Genomic DNA, 20,226 nt, shown 5'->3' with positions numbered 1-20,226 from the left:
GGGTTCAGCGCCCGACGGTCGACTCCCGCACGATGAGCTCGGCGGGGAACGGCGTGGGCGCCGGAGGCGCGGCGGTCGGATCGGCGAGGAGCTGCAGCAGCGCGGCCCCGGCGGCGCGACCGATCTCGTAGCCGGGCTGCCGGACGCTCGTCAGCGGCACCACGCCCTGGTGTGCGGCGGCCACGTCGTCGAACCCGACGAGGGCGATCTCCTCCGGCACCCGGATGCCGTGGCGGAGCAGCTGCGTCAGCACACCGAGGGCCACCCCGTCGTTCGCGGCGAAGACCGCGTCCGGGCGCTCCTCCGCGGGAAGCTCCGCCAGGTGCGCCCCGGCCCGGAGGCCGTCTTCGGTCGTGAGATGCTCGACGTCGAGGACGGAGACGCGGGCGTCGGTCCCCGCCACCGCGTCGCGCAGCCCGGCGAGACGATCGTTCGACTGGCTCACCGTCGGGGCTCCGAGGAACAGGATGCGGCGACGGCCGAGGGAGAGCAGGTGCTCCCCGGCCAGGCGTCCGCCGCCGCGGTCGTCGAAGGTGACCGCGGCGACGGAAGGCGAATCCCGGATGGGGCCGACGACCACCGAGCGGATCCCGCGGGTAGCGAGCTGTTCCAGCCGTGGCACGACATCGCCGCGTGGGTAGATCACGATGCCCTGCACCCGGTGGGCCTCGAACATGTCGATGTTCTGCTCTTCGCGAGCGGCATCGCGGGCGCTGTCGCTGAAGAAGAGCGACCAGCCGCCCTCACGGGCCACGTCGTCGACGCCGCGGGACAGGTCGTTGAAGTAGGGCAGCCAGGCGTCGAGGAGGATGAGGGCGAGGGCCTTGCTCGATCCTGCGCGGAGTTGGCGGGCCGACTCGTTCGGCACGAAGCCGAGCTCGGCGATCGCCGCCCGCACCCGCTCCCGGCTGGCGGCCCCGAGGACGTGCGGGTGGTTGAGGTAGTTCGACACGGTCGATGCCGAGACCCCCGCGAGAGCCGCGACATCCTTCACGCTCGCGGACATGGGCCTCCTTCGGCGATGGACCGCAGGCGCGGCCGGATGAGGCCCAGGCTAGCGGACCAGTTGTAACGTGCCAAGAAAGTTCTTGACACCCCGACGGATGGCGACGTAGCGTGACTCGCACACGGGGCTTGTAACGTGCCAAGTCCGCGCGGCGACGGTGCCGGACACCCGCCGGAGGAGCGCTCATGAACATCGGCTGCCACGGACTCGTCTGGACGGGGACCTTCGACGCGGACGGCATCCGGCTCGCGGTCGAGAAGACTAAGCAGGCGGGCTTCGACCTCATCGAGTTCCCGCTGATGGACCCGTTCTCGTTCGACGTCGCCGCCGCCCGGGCCGCCCTCGCGGAGCACGGACTCGCGGTCAGCGCCTCGCTCGGGCTCTCCAACGAGACCGACATCACGAGCAGTGACCCTGTCGTGGTCGCCGCGGGCGAGGCGCTCCTGCTCCGCGCGATCGACGTGCTCGCCGAGCTCGGCGGTACGCACTTCTGCGGGGTGATCTACAGCGCGATGAAGAAGTACATGGATCCGGTCACGCCCGAGGGTCTCGCATCGAGCCGTCGCACGATCGCCCGGGTGGCCGACCATGCCGCCGAGCGGGGGGTCTCGGTCTCGCTCGAGGTCGTCAACCGCTACGAGACCAACGTGCTGAACACCGCACGGCAGGCGCTGGCGTACCTCGGCGAGGTCGACCGCCCGAACCTCGGGATCCACCTGGACACGTACCACATGAACATCGAGGAGTCGGATATGTTCGCGCCGGTGCTCGATGCGGCTCCCGCCCTGCGGTACGTGCACATCGGCGAGAGCCACCGCGGCTATCTCGGCACCGGGACGGTCGACTTCGACACGTTCTTCAAGGCGCTCGGGCGCATCGGCTACGACGGCCCCATCGTGTTCGAGTCGTTCTCCTCGGCGGTGGTGGCGCCCGACCTCAGCCGCATGCTCGGCATCTGGCGCAACCTCTGGACCGACAACCACGAGCTGGGTGCGCACGCGAACGCCTACATCCGCGACAAGCTCGTCGCGGTGGACTCGATCCGCCTCCACTGACCTCCGGGCGGCGGTTCGAGATCAAGATGTTATTACAGGTCTTCCCTCGCCGCCGATCGTTAGATACATTTAGATACAACTTGCACTGACCCGGGTGCAGGTCGCAGAATTGATCCGATGTTTACGGCGGAACGGTCCGCCGCAATCGCGACAGAACCTTCAAGGAAGCAGGTGAGCGCATGAGTGGACCCATCCTGAGGGTCGAGGGGATCAGCAAGGGATTCCCCGGTGTCCAGGCGCTGAAGGACGTGCATCTCGAGGTGCGCGCCGGCGAGGTGCTCGTGCTCGTGGGTGAGAACGGTGCCGGCAAGTCCACCCTGATGAAGATCCTCTCCGGGATCTACACCAAGGACGAGGGCACGATCACGTTCGAGGGGCAGGAGGTCGAGCTCACCAGCCCGCTGCAGGCGCAGGAGCTGGGGATCACGATCATCCACCAGGAGCTCAACCTGATGCCCGACCTCACGGTCGCGCAGAACATCTACGTCGGCCGCGAACCCACGACGGGTCCGTTCCTGTCGGAGCGGAAGCTCAACCGGCAGACGGCCGAGCTGCTGCAGCGCCTCGACATCCACCTCGACCCCCGCCAGCGCGTGGGCGAGCTGACGGTGGCCGAGCAGCAGATGGTCGAGATCGCCAAGGCGCTGTCCTTCAACGCCAAGGTCCTCATCATGGACGAGCCGACGTCGGCCCTCACCGACAGCGAGGTCGAGACCCTCTTCGTCCTCATCGAGCAGCTCAAGGCCCGCGGTACCGGCATCGTGTACATCTCGCACCGCATGGACGAGCTGCGCCGCCTGGCGGACCGGGTGACCGTGCTCCGCGACGGCACATACATCGGATCACTCGACAAGTCCGAGATCACGATTCCGACGATCATCGAGATGATGGTCGGCCGCGTGATCGACGAGGGCACCCGCCCGCAGGCGCGGGAGCACCTCAACGACCCGATCGTGCTCGACGTGCAGGGGCTCTCCACGCGGAAGCTCCTCAAGGACGTGTCGTTCCAGCTGCACAAGGGCGAGATCCTCGGATTCGCCGGCCTCATGGGCGCCGGCCGCACCGAGACCGCCCGTGCCGTCATCGGCGCGGACCACCGCGACGGCGGCACGATCACGATCGGCGGGCGCACCGTCCGCATCGCGCAGCCCGCGGACGCGGTCAAGCACGGCGTCGGCTACCTCTCCGAGGACCGCAAGCTGCTCGGCCTCATGCTGGAGCAGGACGTCACCTTCAACACCGTGCTCGCGTCGCTCGGCTCCTACGCCAACGGCATCGGGTGGATGGGCGACAGCAAGGCCAAGAACCGCACCAAGGAGTACGTCCAGCAGCTGCGGGTGAAGACCCCCTCGGTCAACCAGGTCGTCAAGCTCCTCTCCGGAGGGAACCAGCAGAAGGTCGTCATCGCCCGGTGGCTGATGCGCGACTGCGACATCCTCATCTTCGACGAGCCGACGCGAGGCATCGACGTCGGCGCGAAGGAGGAGATCTACCGCCTCATGCAGCAGCTCGCCGACGCGGGCAAGTCCATCATCGTCATCTCGTCGGAGCTCCCCGAGATCCTCCGGGTCGCGAACCGCATCGCCGTGTTCGCGAACGGTCGCATCACCGGGACGCTCCGCAACGAGGAAGCCAGCCAGGAGAAGATCATGCAACTCGCAGCCCACGGGGAGGAAGACTGATGAGCACCCCACAGCAGTCCGGATCGTCGACGACGACGATCATCCAGACGGCCGTCAACGAGGACACCGACAAGCGCGACGTCGCCGGGTTCCTCAAGCGGCAGTTCCAGCAGTCGCTCGCGTTCGGCACCCTGATCGTCCTGGTCATCTTCTTCTCGATCGCCAGCCCGAACTTCTTCACCTTCAGCAACATCGCCACGGTGCTGCTGTCGACCGCGGTCATCGGCATCCTCGCCCTCGGCACGACGTTCGTCATCATCACGGGCGGCATCGACCTGTCGATCGGCACCGGCATGGCGCTCTGCGCGGTGATGACGGGTGTCCTCATCACCAACCTCGGCCTGCCGGTGTGGGTGGGCGTGCTCGGCGGCATCGCGACCGGTGTGCTCATGGGGCTGGTGAACGGCGTCAACATCACGTTCCTGCGACTGCCTCCGTTCATCGCGACCCTGGCCATGATGATGATCGCGGGCGGCCTCGCCCTCGTGATCTCGAACGTCGCGCCGATCTACTTCTCGACCTCGGCTCCCGACTTCAAGAAGATCGCGCTCGGCGTGCTCATCCCCGGCATCCCGAACGCGGTGCTCATCACCGCGGCCCTCGCGATCGTCGCCTGGCTCGTGCTGTCGAAGACGCTGCTCGGCCGGTACACCTTCGCGATCGGATCGAACGAGGAGGCCACGCGCCTCTCCGGCGTCAACACCCGCCGCTGGACGATCCTCATCTACATGTTCGCCGGCGCCTTCACCGGCATCGCGGGCATCGTGATCGCCGCCCGCCTCGACTCGGCCCAGCCGCAGATCGGCACCGGCTACGAGCTGCAGGCCATCGCGGCCGTGATCATCGGCGGCACCTCGCTGCTCGGCGGCCGCGGCTCGATCCTCGGCACCGTGATCGGTGCGCTCATCATGAGCGTCCTCGTCAACGGCCTCCGGATCATGTCGATCCAGCCCGAGTGGCAGAACATCGTCGTCGGCGTCGTCGTCCTGCTGGCCGTCTTCCTCGACTCGCTGCGCAACCGCCAGCGGACCTGAGACACGGCGGCGGCGAAACCCGTGCCCGCCGCCGTCCCCGGCTCCGGCCGGACCCCGCGGAACCCTCCGCACAGGCACCACGAATGTCCACCCGCCGGTCCTGGCCGGCACCCACACAGAACAACGGAGTTTCCATGAAATTCGGCAAGAAGACCGCATTCGCGGCACTCGTGGCCGCATCCGCGCTCGTGTTCGCCGGCTGTGCCGGCGGCGGCGACGTGATCGAAGAGGGCTCGGGCGGCGACACCGGCAGCGGCGACGGCGAGATGTACATCGCCATGGTCTCGAAGGGCTTCCAGCACCAGTTCTGGCAGGCCGTCAAGAAGGGCGCGGAGGAGAAGGCCCAGGAGCTGGGCGTCAAGATCACCTTCGAGGGCCCGGCCGCCGAGACGGAGATCGCGCAGCAGCTCGAGATGCTGACCGCTGCGATCGACAAGAACCCGGACGCCATCGCCTACGCCGCCCTCGACCCCGAGGCGTGCGTCGCCCCGCTCGAGCAGGCGAAGTCGAAGGACATCCCCGTCGTCTACTTCGACGCCCCGTGCAACGGCGACGTCGGACTCAGCCTCTCCGCGACGGACAGCAAGGTCGCCGGCGCGCTGGCGGCCGAGCACATGGCCGAGCTGATCGGCGGCGAGGGCGAGGTCGCCATCGTCGGCCACTCGCAGATCAACTCGACCGGTGTCGAGCGTCGCGACGGCTTCGTCGAGAAGATCGAGGCGGACTACCCCGACATCGAGATCGTCGACATCCAGTACGGTGACGGCGACCACCTGAAGTCGGCCGACATCGCCAAGACGCTCATCGCGGCCCACCCCGACCTCAAGGGCATCTACGGGACTAACGAGGGCTCGGCCATCGGCGTCGTGAACGCCGTGAACGAGCTCGGCCTCGAGAAGGGCAAGATCACCATCGTCGGCTTCGACTCCGGTGCGGCCCAGATCAATGCCATCAAGGACGGCACCATGGCCGGCGCCATCACGCAGGACCCGATCGGCATCGGCGCCCAGGTCGTGCAGGCGGCCTACGACGCGGCCAACGGCGACGACGTCGAGGAGTTCTACGACACCGGTTCCTACTGGTACGACAAGAACAACATCGAGGACGACAAGATCGCCGCGGTCCTCTACGAGTGACCCGCACGACGGAGCCCCTCGCCTTCGGGCGGGGGGCTTCGTCGTGTCCGGGGGAACTTCGGTCCCGGGACCGTGGGTCCGTGGTCCGTGATCCGTTGGTCCGTGGTCCGTTGGTCCGTGGGTCCGTGGTCCGGCTGCACGATCCCGGGGCGACTGCACGACCGGATCCCCGGTTTCCTCGTGCACCCGTATCGGGATCGTGCAGACGAACCGGGTCCGGAGTCGGGTGGGTCTGGGGTCCAGGTCTGCGCCCGGGATGGGTCTGGGGTCTGGGTTTGGGTCTGGGACGGGGCACGACGAGGGACGAATGCACGACGCGGGGACCGATGCGTGGCCGGATGGGCGGTTCGGTCGTGCAGTCGTGACAGGGGTGTGCAGGTGAAACCGGAGGGCCGAGTGGAGTCTTTCGGGCCGGGGACGGTCAGCCCGAGGGGACCGTCCCCGGGGGACGGGGCACGACGCGAGGGACGGATGCACGACGGGGGGACGAGGGCACGACGGGGAGGCCGGAACGGGCGTGCGGGCGTCGCGAGGTCGTGCAGGTGAAACGGGGAGACGGAGGGGAGGAGGGGGTCAGAGGGGGCGGAGGAACGTGAGGATCGAGGTGGGCTCGACGATGAGCTCCTGCAGGGCGGCGTTGAAGGGGACACCGGCGGGTGCGTGCAGGTGGGCCTGGAAGGCGTCCTCGTCGCGGTAGACCTCGTAGACGAAGAAGCGGTCGGGGTCGTCGACGAGGCGGTGGGCGTCGAAGACGATGTTGCCCTCCTCGGCGCGGACGACCTCGGCGAAGTCCCGCAGCAGCGCGGCGACCCGGTCGGCGGCTCCGGGCTGCGCGGTGAAGACGGCGTGGAGGACGGTGGGTTCGGGCATGACGATTCCTCGGGTTCGGGTGGTCAGGAGTGGAGGGCCAGGAAGCGCGCGGGGGTCGTCACGAGCATCCGGTGCACGGCGTCGTCACCCACGGCCTCGCGGAGCCGGGGAAGGTAGCGGTCGCCGAGGTAGGCGAGACCGGGCATGCCGCCGTACGCGATGTACCGGGTGCGCCGGGCGACGTCGCCCCCGAGCAGGATCCGGTCACCGGCACCCCGCTCCACCACGGCGACCGTGAGGGCCAGCAGCTCGGCGTCGGAGCGGGTGCGCGGGCGTGCGAAGCCGTCGTACCCGAGGTGGGCGCCGCGCTCGGCCAACGCGACGTGCAGACCGGGATCGGGGTCGCGGTCGGCGTGGGCCAGCACGACGCGATCCGCCGGCACCCCCTCGGCCGCCAGCAGGTCGAGGACCTCGTGGGCCGCGGTGCCGAACTCCAGATGCACCATGACGGGGGCTCCGGTCTCCCGGTGCGCCTGAGCCACGGCGACGAGGGTCGTGCGCTCGAACGGACTGAGGCGCCAGTAGTCGGCCCCGCCCTTGAGCATGCCGGCGCGGACGGGCTGCCCGTCGGGGCCCGCCGCGAGAGGCACGTCGGGCGTCTCGAACACCGCGGTGTCGTCCGCCGGCATCCCCCGCGTGAGGTCGGACACGAACAGGGCGGCGAGGCCGTCCGCGCCCCACACCTGCATCGGATGATCGGGGCCGTAGTGGGCCTCGCGGTGCCGGCCCGTCGTGGCGACCACGTGCAGTCCGGTCGCGGCGCTGATGCGGGCGACGGCGGCCGGGTCGCGACCGAGGCCGAACGGGGTGGCGTCGACCATGGCCTCGAAGCCGCTCGCCCGCAGCAGACCGGCCTCCTCGCCGGACGCGGCCTCGTCGTCGAGCTCGTCCCCGACCAGCAGCGGCGACACCTGGAAGAGGTGCTCGTGGTAGTCCACGCGCCCGAGCCGCGACGGGTCGAGGTCGCCGAGGACGGTCCGCACGGCGGGCATCAGCGCACCGACTCCGCGGCCTCCGCGAGGCGCTCGACGGTCTCCGGCGTGAGGTCGAGGTCGAACACGTCCGCCACGACCTGCGACCAGCCGTGGATGAAGTACCGCCAGCCGTCGACCACGTGCAGGCCGCGGTCGTCCTCCTGTGCCTCGGCCTGGTGCAGGAACTCCAGGGAGCCACGGTAGTTGAACTCCCACGCGTACGCGCCCTCGGGGAACACGACGGCGTCGGTCAGCGGGGAGCCCGGGCGGTCCTTGCCGAGCCCGGTGGCGTTCGCGATGACCGATCCCGCGGGCGCGGCGGCGACCAGGGCATCAGCCTCCTCCGGCGTCTCGGTGACGACGTAGCGGAGCAGTCCCTCGGGGGTGCCGTGCTGGCGGTGCACCTCGCGGAGGTGGTCGAGCTTGTCCTGCGTGCGCGCGGTGACGGTGATGAGGGCCGGGGCATCCTCCCGCTCGGCGAGGGCCCAGCTCAGCGCGGTGCCCGATCCGCCCGCACCCAGGATGACGACCTCGGCCCCGGTGCGCGCGAAGTGGTCGGCGGGGAGGAAGTCGCGCAGCGCCAGGTCGACCGTGATCGGGTCCTTCGCGCGGCCGGACAGCGTGGACCCGCGCTTGGCGATGCTGGAGATCTCGGCGCAGGACACGGCGAACGGATCGAGCTCGTCGAACAGGTCGGACGCCGCCGCGTACACGTTCATCTTGTGCGTGGTGACCAGCGCGCCGCGGTGGTGCGGGTCGTCGCGGATCTGCTCGACCATGGCGCGGTACTGCGCGGGGTCGGCATCCATCGGCAGGTCGTGGCCGACGAGGGTCCGGGTGGGGAGGCCGAGGATGTCGGCCCACAGCGGGAACACCTTCATGATCGACGACGAGGCGGTGGTGACGCCGACGAAGCCCATGTAGTCGGCGGTGGCGGGGGCTGACGGTGCGGCGGACGTCGCGGCGGTGGTCATCGGTTCTCCTCGGGAGCGGACGCGGGCAGGGGCACGGGGTGGGCGGGGTCGGCGCCGCGGAGGACGGCGAGCACATCCGCGAGCGACAGCTCTCCCATGTTGTCGACGGCCTGGGTGGTCTGGGCACCGAGGTGCGGGGTGACGATGACGCGGTCGGCGAGAGCAGGGTCGAGCAGGGGACTGTCGTGCGCGGCGGTGTCGCCGTCGAGAGTGTCGGCGGCGTACCCGGCGAGGGTGCCGTCACGCAGCGCGTCCGCCACGGCCTGCTCATCCACGAGGTCGCCGCGGGCCGTGTTGACGAGTACGGTGCCGGGTCGCATCACGGCGAGGCGCTCGGCGTCGACGAGGCGCTGACCGCCGGGGGCGTGCAGGGTGATCACGTCGGCGGTGCGGAACAGGTCGTCGAGGCCGAGGGGGTCGGCGCCGTGGTCCCGCACGAGGTCGGCGGGGAGGAACGGGTCGGAGGCGAGCAGCCGCGGGCCGAACCCGCTCAGTCGCCGCGCGACCCCTTGGCCGATCCGCCCGAAGCCGACGATGCCGACGGTCGCGGCGCCGAGCTCCCGTCCGCGGCGCACGCTCCAGTCGCCGGTCCGCACGCGGCGGTCGCCGTCCGGGATGGTGCGCAGGGCGGCGAGCATGAGGCCGACCGCGTGGTCGGCGACCGCATCCGCGTTCGCCCCAGGGGTGTTCGTGACCGGGATGCCGCGGTCGCGCGCCGCCGCGAGGTCCACCGCCTCGGTGCCGACCCCGTAGCGCGCCACGACCTTGAGCTTCGGGCCGGCAGCGAGGTGCGCGTCGGTGACCGGTCCGGTGCCGGCGATCCAGGCGTCGGCACCGTGCAGCAGCACGCGCAGCTCGTCGAGGTCGTGATGGGCCGGCCCGCGGAGGATGCGGTGTCCGGCCTGCGCGGCGCGCCCGACCAGGTCGAGGTCGCCGTCCGAGAAGGAGCGGCTCGTGACGAGGATGACGCCCATCAGCGCGGCCTTCCCGCGAACCACGGTGCGAGGGCCGTGTACGCGTCGGTGAAGCGGGCGTGGCGCTCGGCGTAGACCGCATGCCGGGACGGGTCGGGCGTGAACTCGGCGGTGACCTCGCTGAGCGCCCGGGCGGCGGAGAAGTCGGTGAGGCCGAGGCCGACGGCTCCCGTGACCGCGGCACCGAGGCTGTTCGCCTCCTCCACGATCGTGCGGCGCCGCACCGGCACGCCCCACACGTCGGCGAGGACGGCGAGGTAGACGTCGCTCTGCGCCCCGCCGCCGACGGCGTCGATGCGGTCGATCGTCGCGCCGGCCTCGCGGAACGCCTGGATGCAGGTGAGGAGGTTGAACGCCGTCCCCTCGAGGACCGCGCGCACGAGGTGGGCGCGCCCGTGGTGGCGGGCGAGACCGACGAAGGCCCCGCGCGCATCCGGGTCCCACAGCGGGGAGCGCTCGCCGAGCAGGTACGGGAGGAAGTAGAGGTCGTCGGTGTCGATGTCACTCGCGGCTTCGGCGACGAGGCGCCCCGTCTCGGGGTGTGCGGGGTCGACGGAGAGGGCTTCGGCGATCCACTGCACCGAGGCGCCGCCGGCCTGCATGGTCGCGGTCGGCACGAACGACGCGGGCACGACGTTGTCGAACGTGAAGGTGCGCATCGCGGGGTCGTGCAGCGGGGCGTCGGCCGCGAAGGAGATCCACGAGGAGGTGCCGAGGCACACGTAGGCGCCGTCCTCCGGGGCCACGACGCCGGAGCCGACCGCGGCGAGCGGTCCGTCGCCCCCGCCCATCACGACCTGGACGCCGATGTGCAGCCCGAGCGCCTCGGCCGCGGCGGGCGTGAGCGGGCCCGCGATCTGCGTCGACTCCAGGATCTCGGGGAACAGGGCGGGGTCGAGCCGCGCGGCCGCGAGGATCTCCGGCGACCACGTGCCCGCGACCTGGTCGTACGCATTGGTGCCCGAGGCGTCCGACCGGTCCGTGGCGAGCCGCCCGGTCAGCCGCAGCACGATGAAGTCCTTGGCGACGCACACCCGGCGCACGCGCTGCCACACCTCGGGCTCGTTGTCGCGCACCCACATGATCTTCTCGAGGGAGTAGGTGGGGTTCAGGCGGTGGCCGAGGATCCCGTAGGCGCGCTCGGCACCGACCGCCGCCTCGAGCTCGCGCTGCTGGGCGCCGGCGCGGGTGTCGGCCCAGATGATCGCGGCTCGTGCGGGCTCGCCATCGGCGTCGAGCAGCACGGCGCCCATCATCTGTCCGCTGACCACGAGGCCCGCGACCTCGGCGGCGGCGGTGCCGGTGCGCGAGAGGAGGTCGCGGGTCGCCGTGACGACCGCGTGCCACCAGTCGGCCGGGTCCTGCTCAGCGACGCCGCCGGCCGCGAAGTGGGCCGGGTACGGCACGGTGACCGCGGCGATCAGACGGCCGTCGTCGTGGTGCAGGGACGCCTTGTTCCCGGTGGTGCCGAGGTCGTGGGCGATGATCATGGCCGGAGCCTATTCCGCGTAGGGGCGCAGGTCGACGCCGGACTCCGCGCGGAACGCCCGCGAGCCCATGCCGTGCTCCAGCACCCAGCCGTAGTCGTGGCCGGCGCCTCCCGGGTACACGGCGAGGAAGGAGTAGGGCTCGTCCCCGGTGTTCACGGAGCGGTGCGCCCAGCCCGGCGGGATGTAGCCGATGGTGCCGGGGAGCATGTCGAGCCACTCGGTGCGCTCGCCGTCGAACATGAGCAGTCCGCCGCGGCCGTGCAGCGCGAGGTAGATCTCGCCCTGGTGGTCGGGGTGCTGGTGGCCCTTCGTCATCCAGAGCTCGCCGCCCGTGTCCCCGGGCATGATCGTGGTGATCGACTGCGGCAGCTCCCGCTCGATCTCGGGGACCGGCGAGCTGACGACCGTGTAGACGATCGGGTCCTCGCCCGCGGCGGCGGCCGCCCAGGCGTCGTGGTCGCGGAACAGGCCCTCGAGGTCGGACATCCGCCGGGTCAGGGTGGGGCCTTCAGGGGAGAGGGTGAGCTTCTCGGCGTCGAAGGCGATCGCCATCGGGGAGATCGGCGGGGTCTGGTACTCGGGCATCCATGCTCCTCGAAACGGGTGCTGCGTCGTCGCGCAACCTGTAATGACAAGCTCACTGTACCTGTTATGACAGGTTGCGTCCAGTGCTCTCCTGCGCGGAGGAGGACGCGCGCCCGACGGCCGTCAGCCGGCGAGTACGCGCTCGAGGTGCTCGCGCCCGCCGCGGATGGCGGCCGCCGTCACCTCCGCCGACCCCGGGTACTCGGCGTGACCGGCGGGGAGGACGGCCAGGTCGAGGTCGCGGGCCCCGGCGGCGACCGCGAACTGCCCTTGCGGCGGCACGTACTGGTCCCACAGGGCCGCCTCCACCCGGACCGGCACCTCCGTGAACCCGATCGCGGTGGAGGAGTCGAACCAGCGCAGCACCTCGCGGGCCTCGGGGTGCCGCAGGACGTGCTGACGCACGGTCTCCCCGCTCCCCAGGCATGGCACCGCCAGCCGTTCGTCGTACTGGCCGAAGCTCGGCACGATGAGGGTGGCCCCCACGAACCGGTCGTCCCACGGCAGGGCGAGCGCGCCGATGCCGCCGCCGAAGCTCTCCCCGACGTAGTAGAGAGGAAGCGCGCCGACGACCGAGACGAGGACGTCGGCCGCCAGCCACAGGTCACGGGCGCAGAGGCCGAGCACGTAGCGCTCCGGATCGTCGATGCCCGCGAGCACGTGCTCCGGGGTCGGCTCGGGCGCTCCGATCCCCGCGTTCAGCACGCCGAGCCCGCGGGCCACGGGATAGATCGCCGCGACGTCGTCCGGCACCCGGGCGAGATCGACGGCGTCGCGACCCCCGTAGCCGTGGCCGTGCACGACGCCCGCGCGGGGAGGGCCGTCGAGGGGCTCGACCACCCAGGCCCGCAGCCGCACACCGTCGACGCCGGCATGCTCGACGACGGACACCCGACGGCCCTGCTCCTCGGAGGTGGAGAGGACCACGGGGGCGGCGTCCACCGCGGCGGCCTCCCGCCGCCAGCGTCGCCAGCGGTCGGCGAACCCGTGCGGCGCGGGCACGGGGCGCACGGCACGGAGGTCGGCTTCGGTGCGGCCGTAGCTGCCGTCGAACGTGGCATCGGGGAACCAGGTGGCGTAGGGCTCGGGGAAGGTCATGCGGGCTGAGGGATCCTGTTCCGGGAGTGGGGCGGGCGGGGGTGCGTGGCAGACTGGAGGCTCCATCGGAAGGAGACCGCGTGCTGGTCACGGAACGACGCGAGCGCATCCTCGCCCTGACCCGCGATCGCGGTACCGCCTCCATCGGCGAGCTCGCGGCCACGCTGCAGGTCAGCGAGATGACCGTGCGGCGCGACATCGATCAGCTGGCCGAGGAGGGCGCGGTCGAGCGCATCCGTGGCGGCGTCCGGGCGCGGGGCCTCCAGCGTCTGGTTCCGGCTCCGGCAGCCTCGGCCGAAAGGCGCGCGATCGTCGCGGCGGCCGCGGATCTCGTGGAGCCCGGAATGGCGGTCGGCATCTCCGGCGGACCCACGGCCCTGGCGCTCGCGCGGGAGCTCGTGCGCGTCCCCGAGCTCACGATCGTCACGAACGCCCTGCCGGTCTCCGACCTGTTCTCGCCACCGGATCGCGCCGACGCTCCGTACACGCAGACGGTCGTGCTCACCGGGGGCGTGCGCACGCCCTCGCAGGCCCTCGTCGGGCCGGTCGCGGTCCGCGCCCTGGAGCACCTGCACTGCGATCTCGTGTTCCTCGACGCCCACGGCCTCGACGAGCAGGCCGGCATCACGACCATGAACCTGCTGGAGGCCGAGACCAACCGGGCGCTCATGGCTGCGGGCCGGGAGGTCGTCGTCCTCGCCGAGCACACCCGCTGGGGTGTGGTCGGACTCACGACCGTCGCCGACCTCAGCGACATCGACCGCCTCGTCACCGACGACGGCCTCGACGACGGCGCACGGGAGCTGCTCGCGGCCCACGTCGGCACCCTGCACGTCGCGCCGCGCGACGGCGGCGACGAGCGTGCGCTCGCGACGGCCCTCGCGGACTGAGTCCGCCGCCGTCATCGGGCCGTGCTCGCCCGCGGGATCAGCCGGGCGCCGACCGTCACGTGCCGCACCGGGAGATCGGCTCCCGGCGGCGCGGCGATCTGCCGTTCGAGCTCCGTGAACGCCGCGTCCACCAGGCGGGCGTGGTCGGGGGCGATGGTGCTGAGGGCGGGCACGGCGAAGCGTGCGGCCCGGATGTCGTCGATGCCGACGACGGCGACGTCTCCCGGCACGCTCCGCCCCTGGGCCTGGAGAGCGGCCAGCGCACCGAGGGCGACCGAGTCGTTCGAGCAGACGATGCCGTCGAGATCGGGGATCGCGGCGGCCATGGCGCCCGCCACGCGCTCGCCCTCCTCGGCCGTGAAGGCGTCGACCTGCGCGGTGAGGGCGGGGTCGGCGGGGATCCCGGCGGCCGCCAGGGCCTCCAGGTACCCGGCGTGCCGACGGTCGGCGGCGTCCGAGGGGCGGGCGTCGCGGCGTCCGACGAAGCCGATGCGGCGGCAGCCGACCGCGAGCAGGTGCTCGGTGGCGGTGTAGGCGGCGGCGCGGTTGTCGATCGTGACGTGCGTGAACGGGCTCACCTGGATGTGCTCGCCCAGCAGCACGAGCGGCCCGGGGGAGGTGCGGCGCGTGAGGTCGGCGACCGTGAGCGAGCGCGGGATGTGGATGAGCCCGTCGATGGGCGGCAGGCCGACGCCGTTGGCGACATCGATCTCGCGGCTGTGGTCGCCCTCGGTCTGCACGATGAGCACCGCCAGGCCCCGGTCGTCGGCGCCGCGGACGATGCGCGAGCCGAGCTCCGCGAAGTACGGCTCCTCCAGATGCGGCACCGCGAGCGCGATGAGTCCCGTGCGGGTGGCCCGCGCGACAGGGAGCACGCGGCCGCCGGGCGAGGTGGTCACCTGCGGCCTCCTGGAGGGACGACGGTCTCCGCCGGGACGACGGATGCCCTTCACGTTAGCGCTCTCCGTCACGATTGCACTCGGAACGCGATCACGCGTGCCTCCGCGACGCCGTTCGTCCGCTCCACCACGAGGCGGGCGGCCGTGAGGGCGCCGAGGTCGTCCGGCAGGGGATGCACCCGCAGACGATGGCGGTTGTCGCGCTCCTCCGCCACGGTGCGCCACTCCTCGGAACCCGCCTGCTGCACCTCGACCCGGTAGTCGCGCACGAGCTGGGGCAGCACCTCGTCGGGGCTGCGGTGGTGGTGCAAGGTGTTGAGCTCGAGGTCCACGTCGTCGTCGAACACGAGGCGGATCTCGGAGGCCGTGACGGGCTGCTCCCAGTCCAGGCGCAGCCACTGCGGGCCCTCGGCCTCCGGGGCGGACGCCCACAGGTGCGGACCGCCGAACGGGCGGTTGTACCCGGAGACGGCGCGCTCCGGCGCGACCGCCTCGGAGTGCGGGCTCGTGCGGAACGCCGGCACCCGCCCGCGCAGCGGCTTGGTCGGCCACTGCACGAGGAGACCGTCGCGGTCGACCTGCACGTTCCGGTCGTCGTTGTCGACCCGGTGCACGAGGGTGAGCACCCCGGGCGGGAGCTCGTCGGCGAGCTGCACCTGCACCTGCGGGTTCGCGCGGAGCACGATGATCGCGTTCTGCGGGTCCTCCGGGGCGAAAGGCGTCTCCGCCCGCACCCAGGACGGCCCACCGGCGGGGACGTCGATCACGGTGCGGTGCTCGAGAACCGCGGGCACGATGTTCTGCGGGCGGCCCGTGGACCAGACCTCCACCGTGACCTGCGTGTCGGCCTCGGCGCCGAGCAGCAGCTCGGTCGTGTCGAGGCGCGGGTGCACGGGGACGACGATGCCGAGGTCGTCCGTCAGGGTGTGCGGGGCCGCCGCGGCCGCGGCGGTCTCCGGGGTGCCGATCGTGCGCAGGGTGCTGGACGCGGTGACGGCGGCGGTGCGGGCGAGGTCGGAGGGATCCTCGTTCGCGACTCCGATGAGGGAGGCGTCGGCGCGGAGCAGCGTCTGCCGGAGTTCCGCACGATGGTGCTCGTACAGCTCGCGGGGCGTGGCGTCGTGCGCGTAGCAGAGGGCGGCGGCGGTGCCCGCGGCCTCGCCCATCGCGGCGCACGTGGCCATCACTCTGGCGGCACCGAAGGCGATGTGCGTGGCCGAGATGTCGCGGCCCGCCATGAGCAGGTTGTCGACGTTGACGGAGTAGAGCGTGCGGAACGGGATCTCGAAGACGCCGTCCGAGAAGCGCTGCACCGCGCCCGCCCCCGTCGCGTACATCCCCTCGGCGGGATGGAGGTCGATGGACCAGCCACCGAACGCGACGCCGTCGTCGAACGACGTCTGCTCCAGGATGTCCTGCTGGCGCAGCGTGTAGTCGCCGATGAAGCGACGGTACTCACGCTTGCCGGGGATGTTGCCGATCCACTCCAGGGTCAGGTTGTCGGCGTCGAACTCGCCGGAGTTCTTGATGTGGTCCCAGATGCCGAGGATCACCGACCGCAGCTCGTCGCGGATCGCCTCGTTGTCGTCGACGATGTCGAGCGTGCCGCCCCACTCGATCCACCAGTAGTGCGCGCCGCTGTCGCCGCTGCGGATGATGCGCGACGAGGGGATCGGGGTGGTCGAGATGTCCTTCGCGCTCTCCGGCGCGACGTACTTCACCGGGTGCCCGAGATCCTTCGTATAGAAGAGGAGCGTCGAGCCGAGGAACTCGCGCACGGGCTGCTCGGGCGCCCAGTCCTCGCCGAACTCGCTGCGGCTCTCCTTGCCCAGTCGGTGGCGGGCGCCGACGAGCCGTCCGACCAGGCCGTCTCCGGTGCAGTCGAGGAAGAGCGGCCCGCGGAAGACGGTGCGGATCTCCGAGCCCATCGTCCAGCCGGTGACCGACCGGACCCGACGGGCGTCGTCGGGTCCGGTGGCCTCGGCCTCGAGCACCTCCGTGTTGAGGAACAGCGTGAGGTTGGGCTCGCGGCGCACGATGTCGAGCACCACGTCATCCCAGTACACGGGGTTGCCCTCGGGGTTGCGGAACTGGTTCTCCCGGTACATCTCGCCGATGATCCCGGTCTCCCGCGCCCACCGCTGGTTGCCGTGGGCGGTCGCTCCGCACACCCAGACCCTCACCTCCGAGGAGGAGTTGCCGCCGAGCACCGGCCGGTTGTTGATCAGCACGGTACGTCGGCCGAGGCGGGCGGCCGCGACGGCGGCGCTCACTCCGGCGAGGCCGCCGCCGACGACGATGATGTCGGCTTCGACGGTCTGGGTGCGCATGGGGATGGGTTCCTTTCGGGAGGGGGATGATGCCGCTCAGCGCGCGGCGATCGCTTCGATCTCGTAGACGCGGGCGACGTCGGTGGCGGAGTCGGACGGGTCGGTGATGACCAGGCGCACGGCATCGGCCGTCCGCCCCTGGGCGTCGACCACGACCGTCGTCTGGGTGTTGCCGGTGACGGTGCCGACCGTGACCCAGCCGCTCGCGGTGCGCAGCTCGACGGTGAAGTCGCGCAGCACGGAGGTCTGCGGCGGGCCGACCGTGTATCCGCTGCGGACCCGGACGACGTCGAGCGGCGCGGCCTCGTCCCACTCGACCGTGATGGTCGGCTGGGTGTCGGAGGCCGCCGAGATCCACCGGCTCGCATCCGTGCAGCCGCCGTCGATCGCCTTCTCCGGGCCGGTGTCGGCGCGGAGCTGGGACGAGGCGGTCGCAGTGCTGCCGAGCGCCAGGTTCTCGCCGCCGGCGTCGCCCCGGAGGGAGGCGACGATGGCGGGGAGGGTGGTCGCCCCCGGCTGCCCGTCGCGCGGGATCTCGGCGTGCCGCAGCGTGCCGCCGCTGGGAACGGCGGGGGCGCTGAGGTAGACGATGTCGGTGCCGTCCGTGCGGGTCGCCGCGCGGAGGCGCTGCTGGCCCACGACCGGATCGCCCACGGCGTCGGCGGTCCATCCGGAGGCCCCGGCGGTCAGCAGCACCGTCTGACTGCGGGTGATGCCGCAGTCCTGCACCGACACCACGGCGTAGACGCGGGTCTCGCCGCCGGCGGTGGTGGTGTCGAGCGCCGCGATGGTCTGCACGCCGCCACCGAGGGCGTCCGTGTCCACGAGGGTCTCGCTCGTCCAGGCGGAGCCGGTCCAGGTCGTCCACCGCACGTCGAAGGCGTTCTCGGTCTCGTCCGCGTACCGGTAGGTCACGCCCACGAGCTCACCGTCGGCGAGGGCCATCTTCGCGGTCTGCACCGCGGGCACGGCGTCGCCGATGGTCTCGCCGGGCTCGTAGCCGCGCCACACGACGGCGCCGGGGGTGTCCGGGCGGATCGGGGTCGGCAGCGCCTGCCCGGCGACGTCGCGGAAGCCGCCTGCGGCAGGGTCGTACACCGCGTAGGAGCCGAGGTGGCGATAGGGATCAGCGGGCCACGGGCCCCACTCCCACAGCACGTGCACCTTGCCGCTGGCATCGACCTCGAGGTCGTCCGGGTAGAAGGAGTGGTTCACGGCGGCGGCGATCGTCGTCTCGCGGCTCCACGTCCCGGCCACGGGGTCGTAGTGGTACAGCACCCCGTCGCGGCGAGCCTGCGGGTCGGCGCCGATGCGCACCATGAGCCAGATGTCGCCGTCGGCTCCCTGCGCCGTGACCGGGTAGGAGACCGCGGCCCCGGCGTCGGGCATCTCGGCGCTCACGTCGACGAGCGAGGTCGCGTCGTAGGGCGCGGTGGAGCGGAAGTACTTCCACGGCTCGTGATGCATCGAGACGAACGCGTGGATGTATCCGTCGCCGTCGATCGCGATCGACGGCTGGTTGTGGCCGTTGTCGTCGAGGTACTCCGCGCAGGCCCCGGTCGCCAGCCGCAGGCAGCCCGAGGTCCACGTGCCGTCGGCGGCGCGGACGGCGAGGTTCACCTGGTGCTTCGCGGCCACCGAGCCGGGCACGTTGTACGCGAAGTACGTCTCGTCGCCGTCGACGACGAGCGGGTTCCACCAGCCGGACTGGTTGGAGCTGTCGACCGTGACGGGCACGGTCTCGACGTCGGGGGTCGCGGCAGCGGCCGGAGCGGGCACGGCGAGGACGAGTGCGGCGAGGGCGGCGGCAGCGGTGGCGCCGACCTTCGAGCGGAGGGTCATGGCGATGCTCCTCAGCCCAGCAGCTTCTGCGCCTGGTCGCCGGCCTGCGCCATCGCGTCCTTGGCGCTCTGCTGACCGACGAGGACGGCCTGCACGCGGTCGGCGATCACCGTCTCGATCTGGGCGTACTGCGGGTACTGCCAGAACGGGTTGGTGGTGGCGGTCGCCGTGATCTTCTCGGCGAAGCGCGAGCCGAACGCGTCGGACGCCACCTCCTTCGAGGCCTGCGCCTCCTCGGTCACGGGCGGCAGGCCGCGCAGCTCGTAGTCGCCGAGCACAGCCTTCAGGTCGCTCGTGGCCCACTGGCCGAAGTCCGCGGCCGTGCGGGTGCTGTCGCCGGAGCCGCCGCCGACGATGGCGATGGCGCCGCCCCAGACGAGAGCGCGCGGGGTGTCGCCCTTCTTCAGCACCGGGCGGGACTCGGGCACGAGCTTGGAGGCGAGGTCGGGATCCGGCGAGTCCTGCGTGACGGACGCGCGGCCCACGGGGGCGTCGTCGTAGATGGCGGCGCGGCCCTGGGAGAAAAGGGAGCGGGCATCGAAGCGGTCGACGTCGGCGGCGATGAGCCCCTGGTCGTACAGCGACTTGTACCAGGTGACCGCCTCGATGCTGGCGTCGTCGCCGATCGTGACCTTCCCGTCCTTGACGAGGTCGCTGCCGAACGTCTGCATCCAGATGAGAACGTCCTTGAGCTGGGCGGCCTTGGTCGAGGCGGCGTAGGGGATGAGGCCGCCGCCGAGGGCCTTGAGCTTCTTCAGCGCCGCCTCGAAGTCGTCGACGGTCGTCGGGAACGTGGAGATCCCCGCCTTCGTCAGCAGCTCGGAGTTCGTGATGAGGCCGATCGCGCCGATGGTCCACGGGAAGGCGTACTGCTTCCCGTCGAGCTGCGTGGCCTCCAGGCTCGAGGCCGTGTAGCCGCGCCCCTTCGTGAGCGCCGAGACGTCCTCCAGCTTGCCGAGCGCGGCCAGCGAGGCGAGCCAGGCGACGTCGACGTGCGCGGCGCCGGTGAACTGCCCGCCGCGTACCTGCAGCATGAGCTGCTTGAAGTACTCGTTGTAGGGGAAGGAGACCTCGGTGATGCCGACGTCGTTGGTCTTCTTGTAGCCGTCGAGCAGCGCGCGGGTGGCCGGGGCGGCGGCCTCCTCGGTGAGGGACCAGCTGGAGAAGGAGAAGTCGGTGGCGGTGAAGTCGCCCGCGCCGAGCCCGGCGCCGGGGGAGGAGGACGGACTGCCGCTGCCGCCGCCGCTCGGCATGCAACCGGCGAGGAGGAGGCCGGCGGCGCCGAGCCCGGCGAACTGCAGCAGCTGGCGACGGGAGACGGTGGTGTTCTCGGACATGAGGGTGCTCTCTCTTCTTCGAGGGACTGCGGATGAGGGGGTGGTGCGGG

17 protein-coding genes are annotated in these 20,226 nt (G+C 71.5%); 5 read left to right on the top strand and 12 right to left on the bottom strand.

Features of this window, described 5'->3' with window-relative positions; genetic code table 11:
* Positions 1-4 precede the first annotated feature (4 nt).
* Positions 5-1,006 carry a LacI family DNA-binding transcriptional regulator gene (locus IZR02_RS14945; RefSeq protein WP_025105375.1) on the bottom strand — a complete coding sequence of 334 codons (1,002 nt, stop codon included), beginning with the start codon at positions 1,004-1,006 and terminating at the stop codon, positions 5-7.
* A 185-nt stretch (positions 1,007-1,191) separates the two neighbouring features.
* Here IZR02_RS14945 and IZR02_RS14940 point away from each other — a divergent pair, with 185 nt between their 5' ends.
* The 4 genes from IZR02_RS14940 (at position 1,192) to IZR02_RS14925 (ending at position 5,913) form a co-directional block, all read left to right on the top strand.
* A complete protein-coding gene (locus IZR02_RS14940) occupies positions 1,192-2,061 on the top strand; it encodes a sugar phosphate isomerase/epimerase family protein (RefSeq protein ID WP_025105376.1) in 870 nt (289 codons plus the stop codon).
* A 179-nt stretch (positions 2,062-2,240) separates the two neighbouring features.
* Positions 2,241-3,743, top strand: a complete 1,503-nt coding sequence (locus IZR02_RS14935; RefSeq protein WP_025105377.1) for a sugar ABC transporter ATP-binding protein — start codon at positions 2,241-2,243, stop codon at positions 3,741-3,743.
* Complete coding sequence (locus tag IZR02_RS14930) at positions 3,743-4,777, top strand: ABC transporter permease (RefSeq protein ID WP_025105378.1); 1,035 nt, start codon at positions 3,743-3,745, stop codon at positions 4,775-4,777. Before IZR02_RS14935 ends, IZR02_RS14930 begins: the two co-directional genes overlap by 1 nt.
* A gap of 134 nt (positions 4,778-4,911) precedes the next feature.
* A complete protein-coding gene (locus tag IZR02_RS14925; protein ID WP_025105379.1) occupies positions 4,912-5,913 on the top strand; it encodes an ABC transporter substrate-binding protein in 1,002 nt (333 codons plus the stop codon).
* A gap of 573 nt (positions 5,914-6,486) precedes the next feature.
* On the opposite strand, the gene IZR02_RS14920 is transcribed toward IZR02_RS14925, so the two are convergent.
* From IZR02_RS14920 to IZR02_RS14890, 7 genes are all read right to left on the bottom strand, one after another.
* A complete protein-coding gene (locus IZR02_RS14920; protein ID WP_025105380.1) occupies positions 6,487-6,783 on the bottom strand; it encodes a putative quinol monooxygenase in 297 nt (98 codons plus the stop codon).
* A gap of 23 nt (positions 6,784-6,806) precedes the next feature.
* The gene (locus IZR02_RS14915; RefSeq protein WP_025105381.1) at positions 6,807-7,775 is read right to left on the bottom strand and encodes a phosphotriesterase family protein; all 969 of its coding nucleotides are present in this window, start codon (positions 7,773-7,775) and stop codon (positions 6,807-6,809) included.
* On the bottom strand, positions 7,775-8,731 hold the full coding sequence (locus IZR02_RS14910; protein WP_025105382.1) for a shikimate dehydrogenase family protein: 957 nt from the start codon (positions 8,729-8,731) through the stop codon (positions 7,775-7,777). The genes IZR02_RS14915 and IZR02_RS14910 overlap by 1 nt, the downstream gene beginning before the upstream one ends.
* Positions 8,728-9,705, bottom strand: coding sequence for a phosphoglycerate dehydrogenase (locus IZR02_RS14905; protein WP_231729511.1), 978 nt, complete (start codon positions 9,703-9,705; stop codon positions 8,728-8,730). Before IZR02_RS14905 ends, IZR02_RS14910 begins: the two co-directional genes overlap by 4 nt.
* Positions 9,705-11,195, bottom strand: a complete 1,491-nt coding sequence (gene xylB / locus IZR02_RS14900) for a xylulokinase (RefSeq protein WP_025105384.1) — start codon at positions 11,193-11,195, stop codon at positions 9,705-9,707. The genes IZR02_RS14905 and xylB overlap by 1 nt, the downstream gene beginning before the upstream one ends.
* A 9-nt stretch (positions 11,196-11,204) precedes the next feature.
* The gene (locus IZR02_RS14895; RefSeq protein ID WP_025105385.1) at positions 11,205-11,780 is read right to left on the bottom strand and encodes a glucose-6-phosphate isomerase family protein; all 576 of its coding nucleotides are present in this window, start codon (positions 11,778-11,780) and stop codon (positions 11,205-11,207) included.
* A gap of 123 nt (positions 11,781-11,903) precedes the next feature.
* Entirely contained in the window at positions 11,904-12,878 is a 975-nt protein-coding gene (locus IZR02_RS14890; RefSeq protein ID WP_025105386.1) for an acetylxylan esterase, read from the bottom strand.
* Between the two features lie 80 nt (positions 12,879-12,958).
* Here IZR02_RS14890 and IZR02_RS14885 point away from each other — a divergent pair, with 80 nt between their 5' ends.
* Positions 12,959-13,768: a DeoR/GlpR family DNA-binding transcription regulator gene (locus tag IZR02_RS14885; protein ID WP_025105387.1), complete on the top strand. Its 810-nt coding sequence runs from the start codon at positions 12,959-12,961 to the stop codon at positions 13,766-13,768.
* Positions 13,769-13,779: 11 nt separating this feature from the next.
* On the opposite strand, the gene IZR02_RS14880 is transcribed toward IZR02_RS14885, so the two are convergent.
* The 4 genes from IZR02_RS14880 to IZR02_RS14865 all read right to left on the bottom strand — a co-directional run bounded on the left by IZR02_RS14880 (position 13,780) and on the right by IZR02_RS14865 (position 20,176).
* On the bottom strand, positions 13,780-14,667 hold the full coding sequence (locus IZR02_RS14880; RefSeq protein ID WP_025105388.1) for a LacI family DNA-binding transcriptional regulator: 888 nt from the start codon (positions 14,665-14,667) through the stop codon (positions 13,780-13,782).
* Positions 14,668-14,735: 68 nt separating this feature from the next.
* Positions 14,736-16,997, bottom strand: a complete 2,262-nt coding sequence (locus IZR02_RS14875; RefSeq protein WP_025105389.1) for an FAD-dependent oxidoreductase — start codon at positions 16,995-16,997, stop codon at positions 14,736-14,738.
* Positions 16,998-17,033: 36 nt separating this feature from the next.
* Positions 17,034-18,839, bottom strand: a complete 1,806-nt coding sequence (locus IZR02_RS14870; RefSeq protein WP_025105390.1) for a BNR-4 repeat-containing protein — start codon at positions 18,837-18,839, stop codon at positions 17,034-17,036.
* An 11-nt stretch (positions 18,840-18,850) separates the two neighbouring features.
* Positions 18,851-20,176: an extracellular solute-binding protein gene (locus tag IZR02_RS14865; RefSeq protein WP_025105391.1), complete on the bottom strand. Its 1,326-nt coding sequence runs from the start codon at positions 20,174-20,176 to the stop codon at positions 18,851-18,853.
* Between the last annotated feature and the right edge of the window lie 50 nt (positions 20,177-20,226).

Source organism: Microbacterium paraoxydans, assembly GCF_019056515.1.
Classification (GTDB): domain Bacteria; phylum Actinomycetota; class Actinomycetes; order Actinomycetales; family Microbacteriaceae; genus Microbacterium.
The sequence above is the reverse complement of the archived record's forward strand: the minus strand, read 5'-3'. Positions and strand labels throughout refer to the sequence as shown.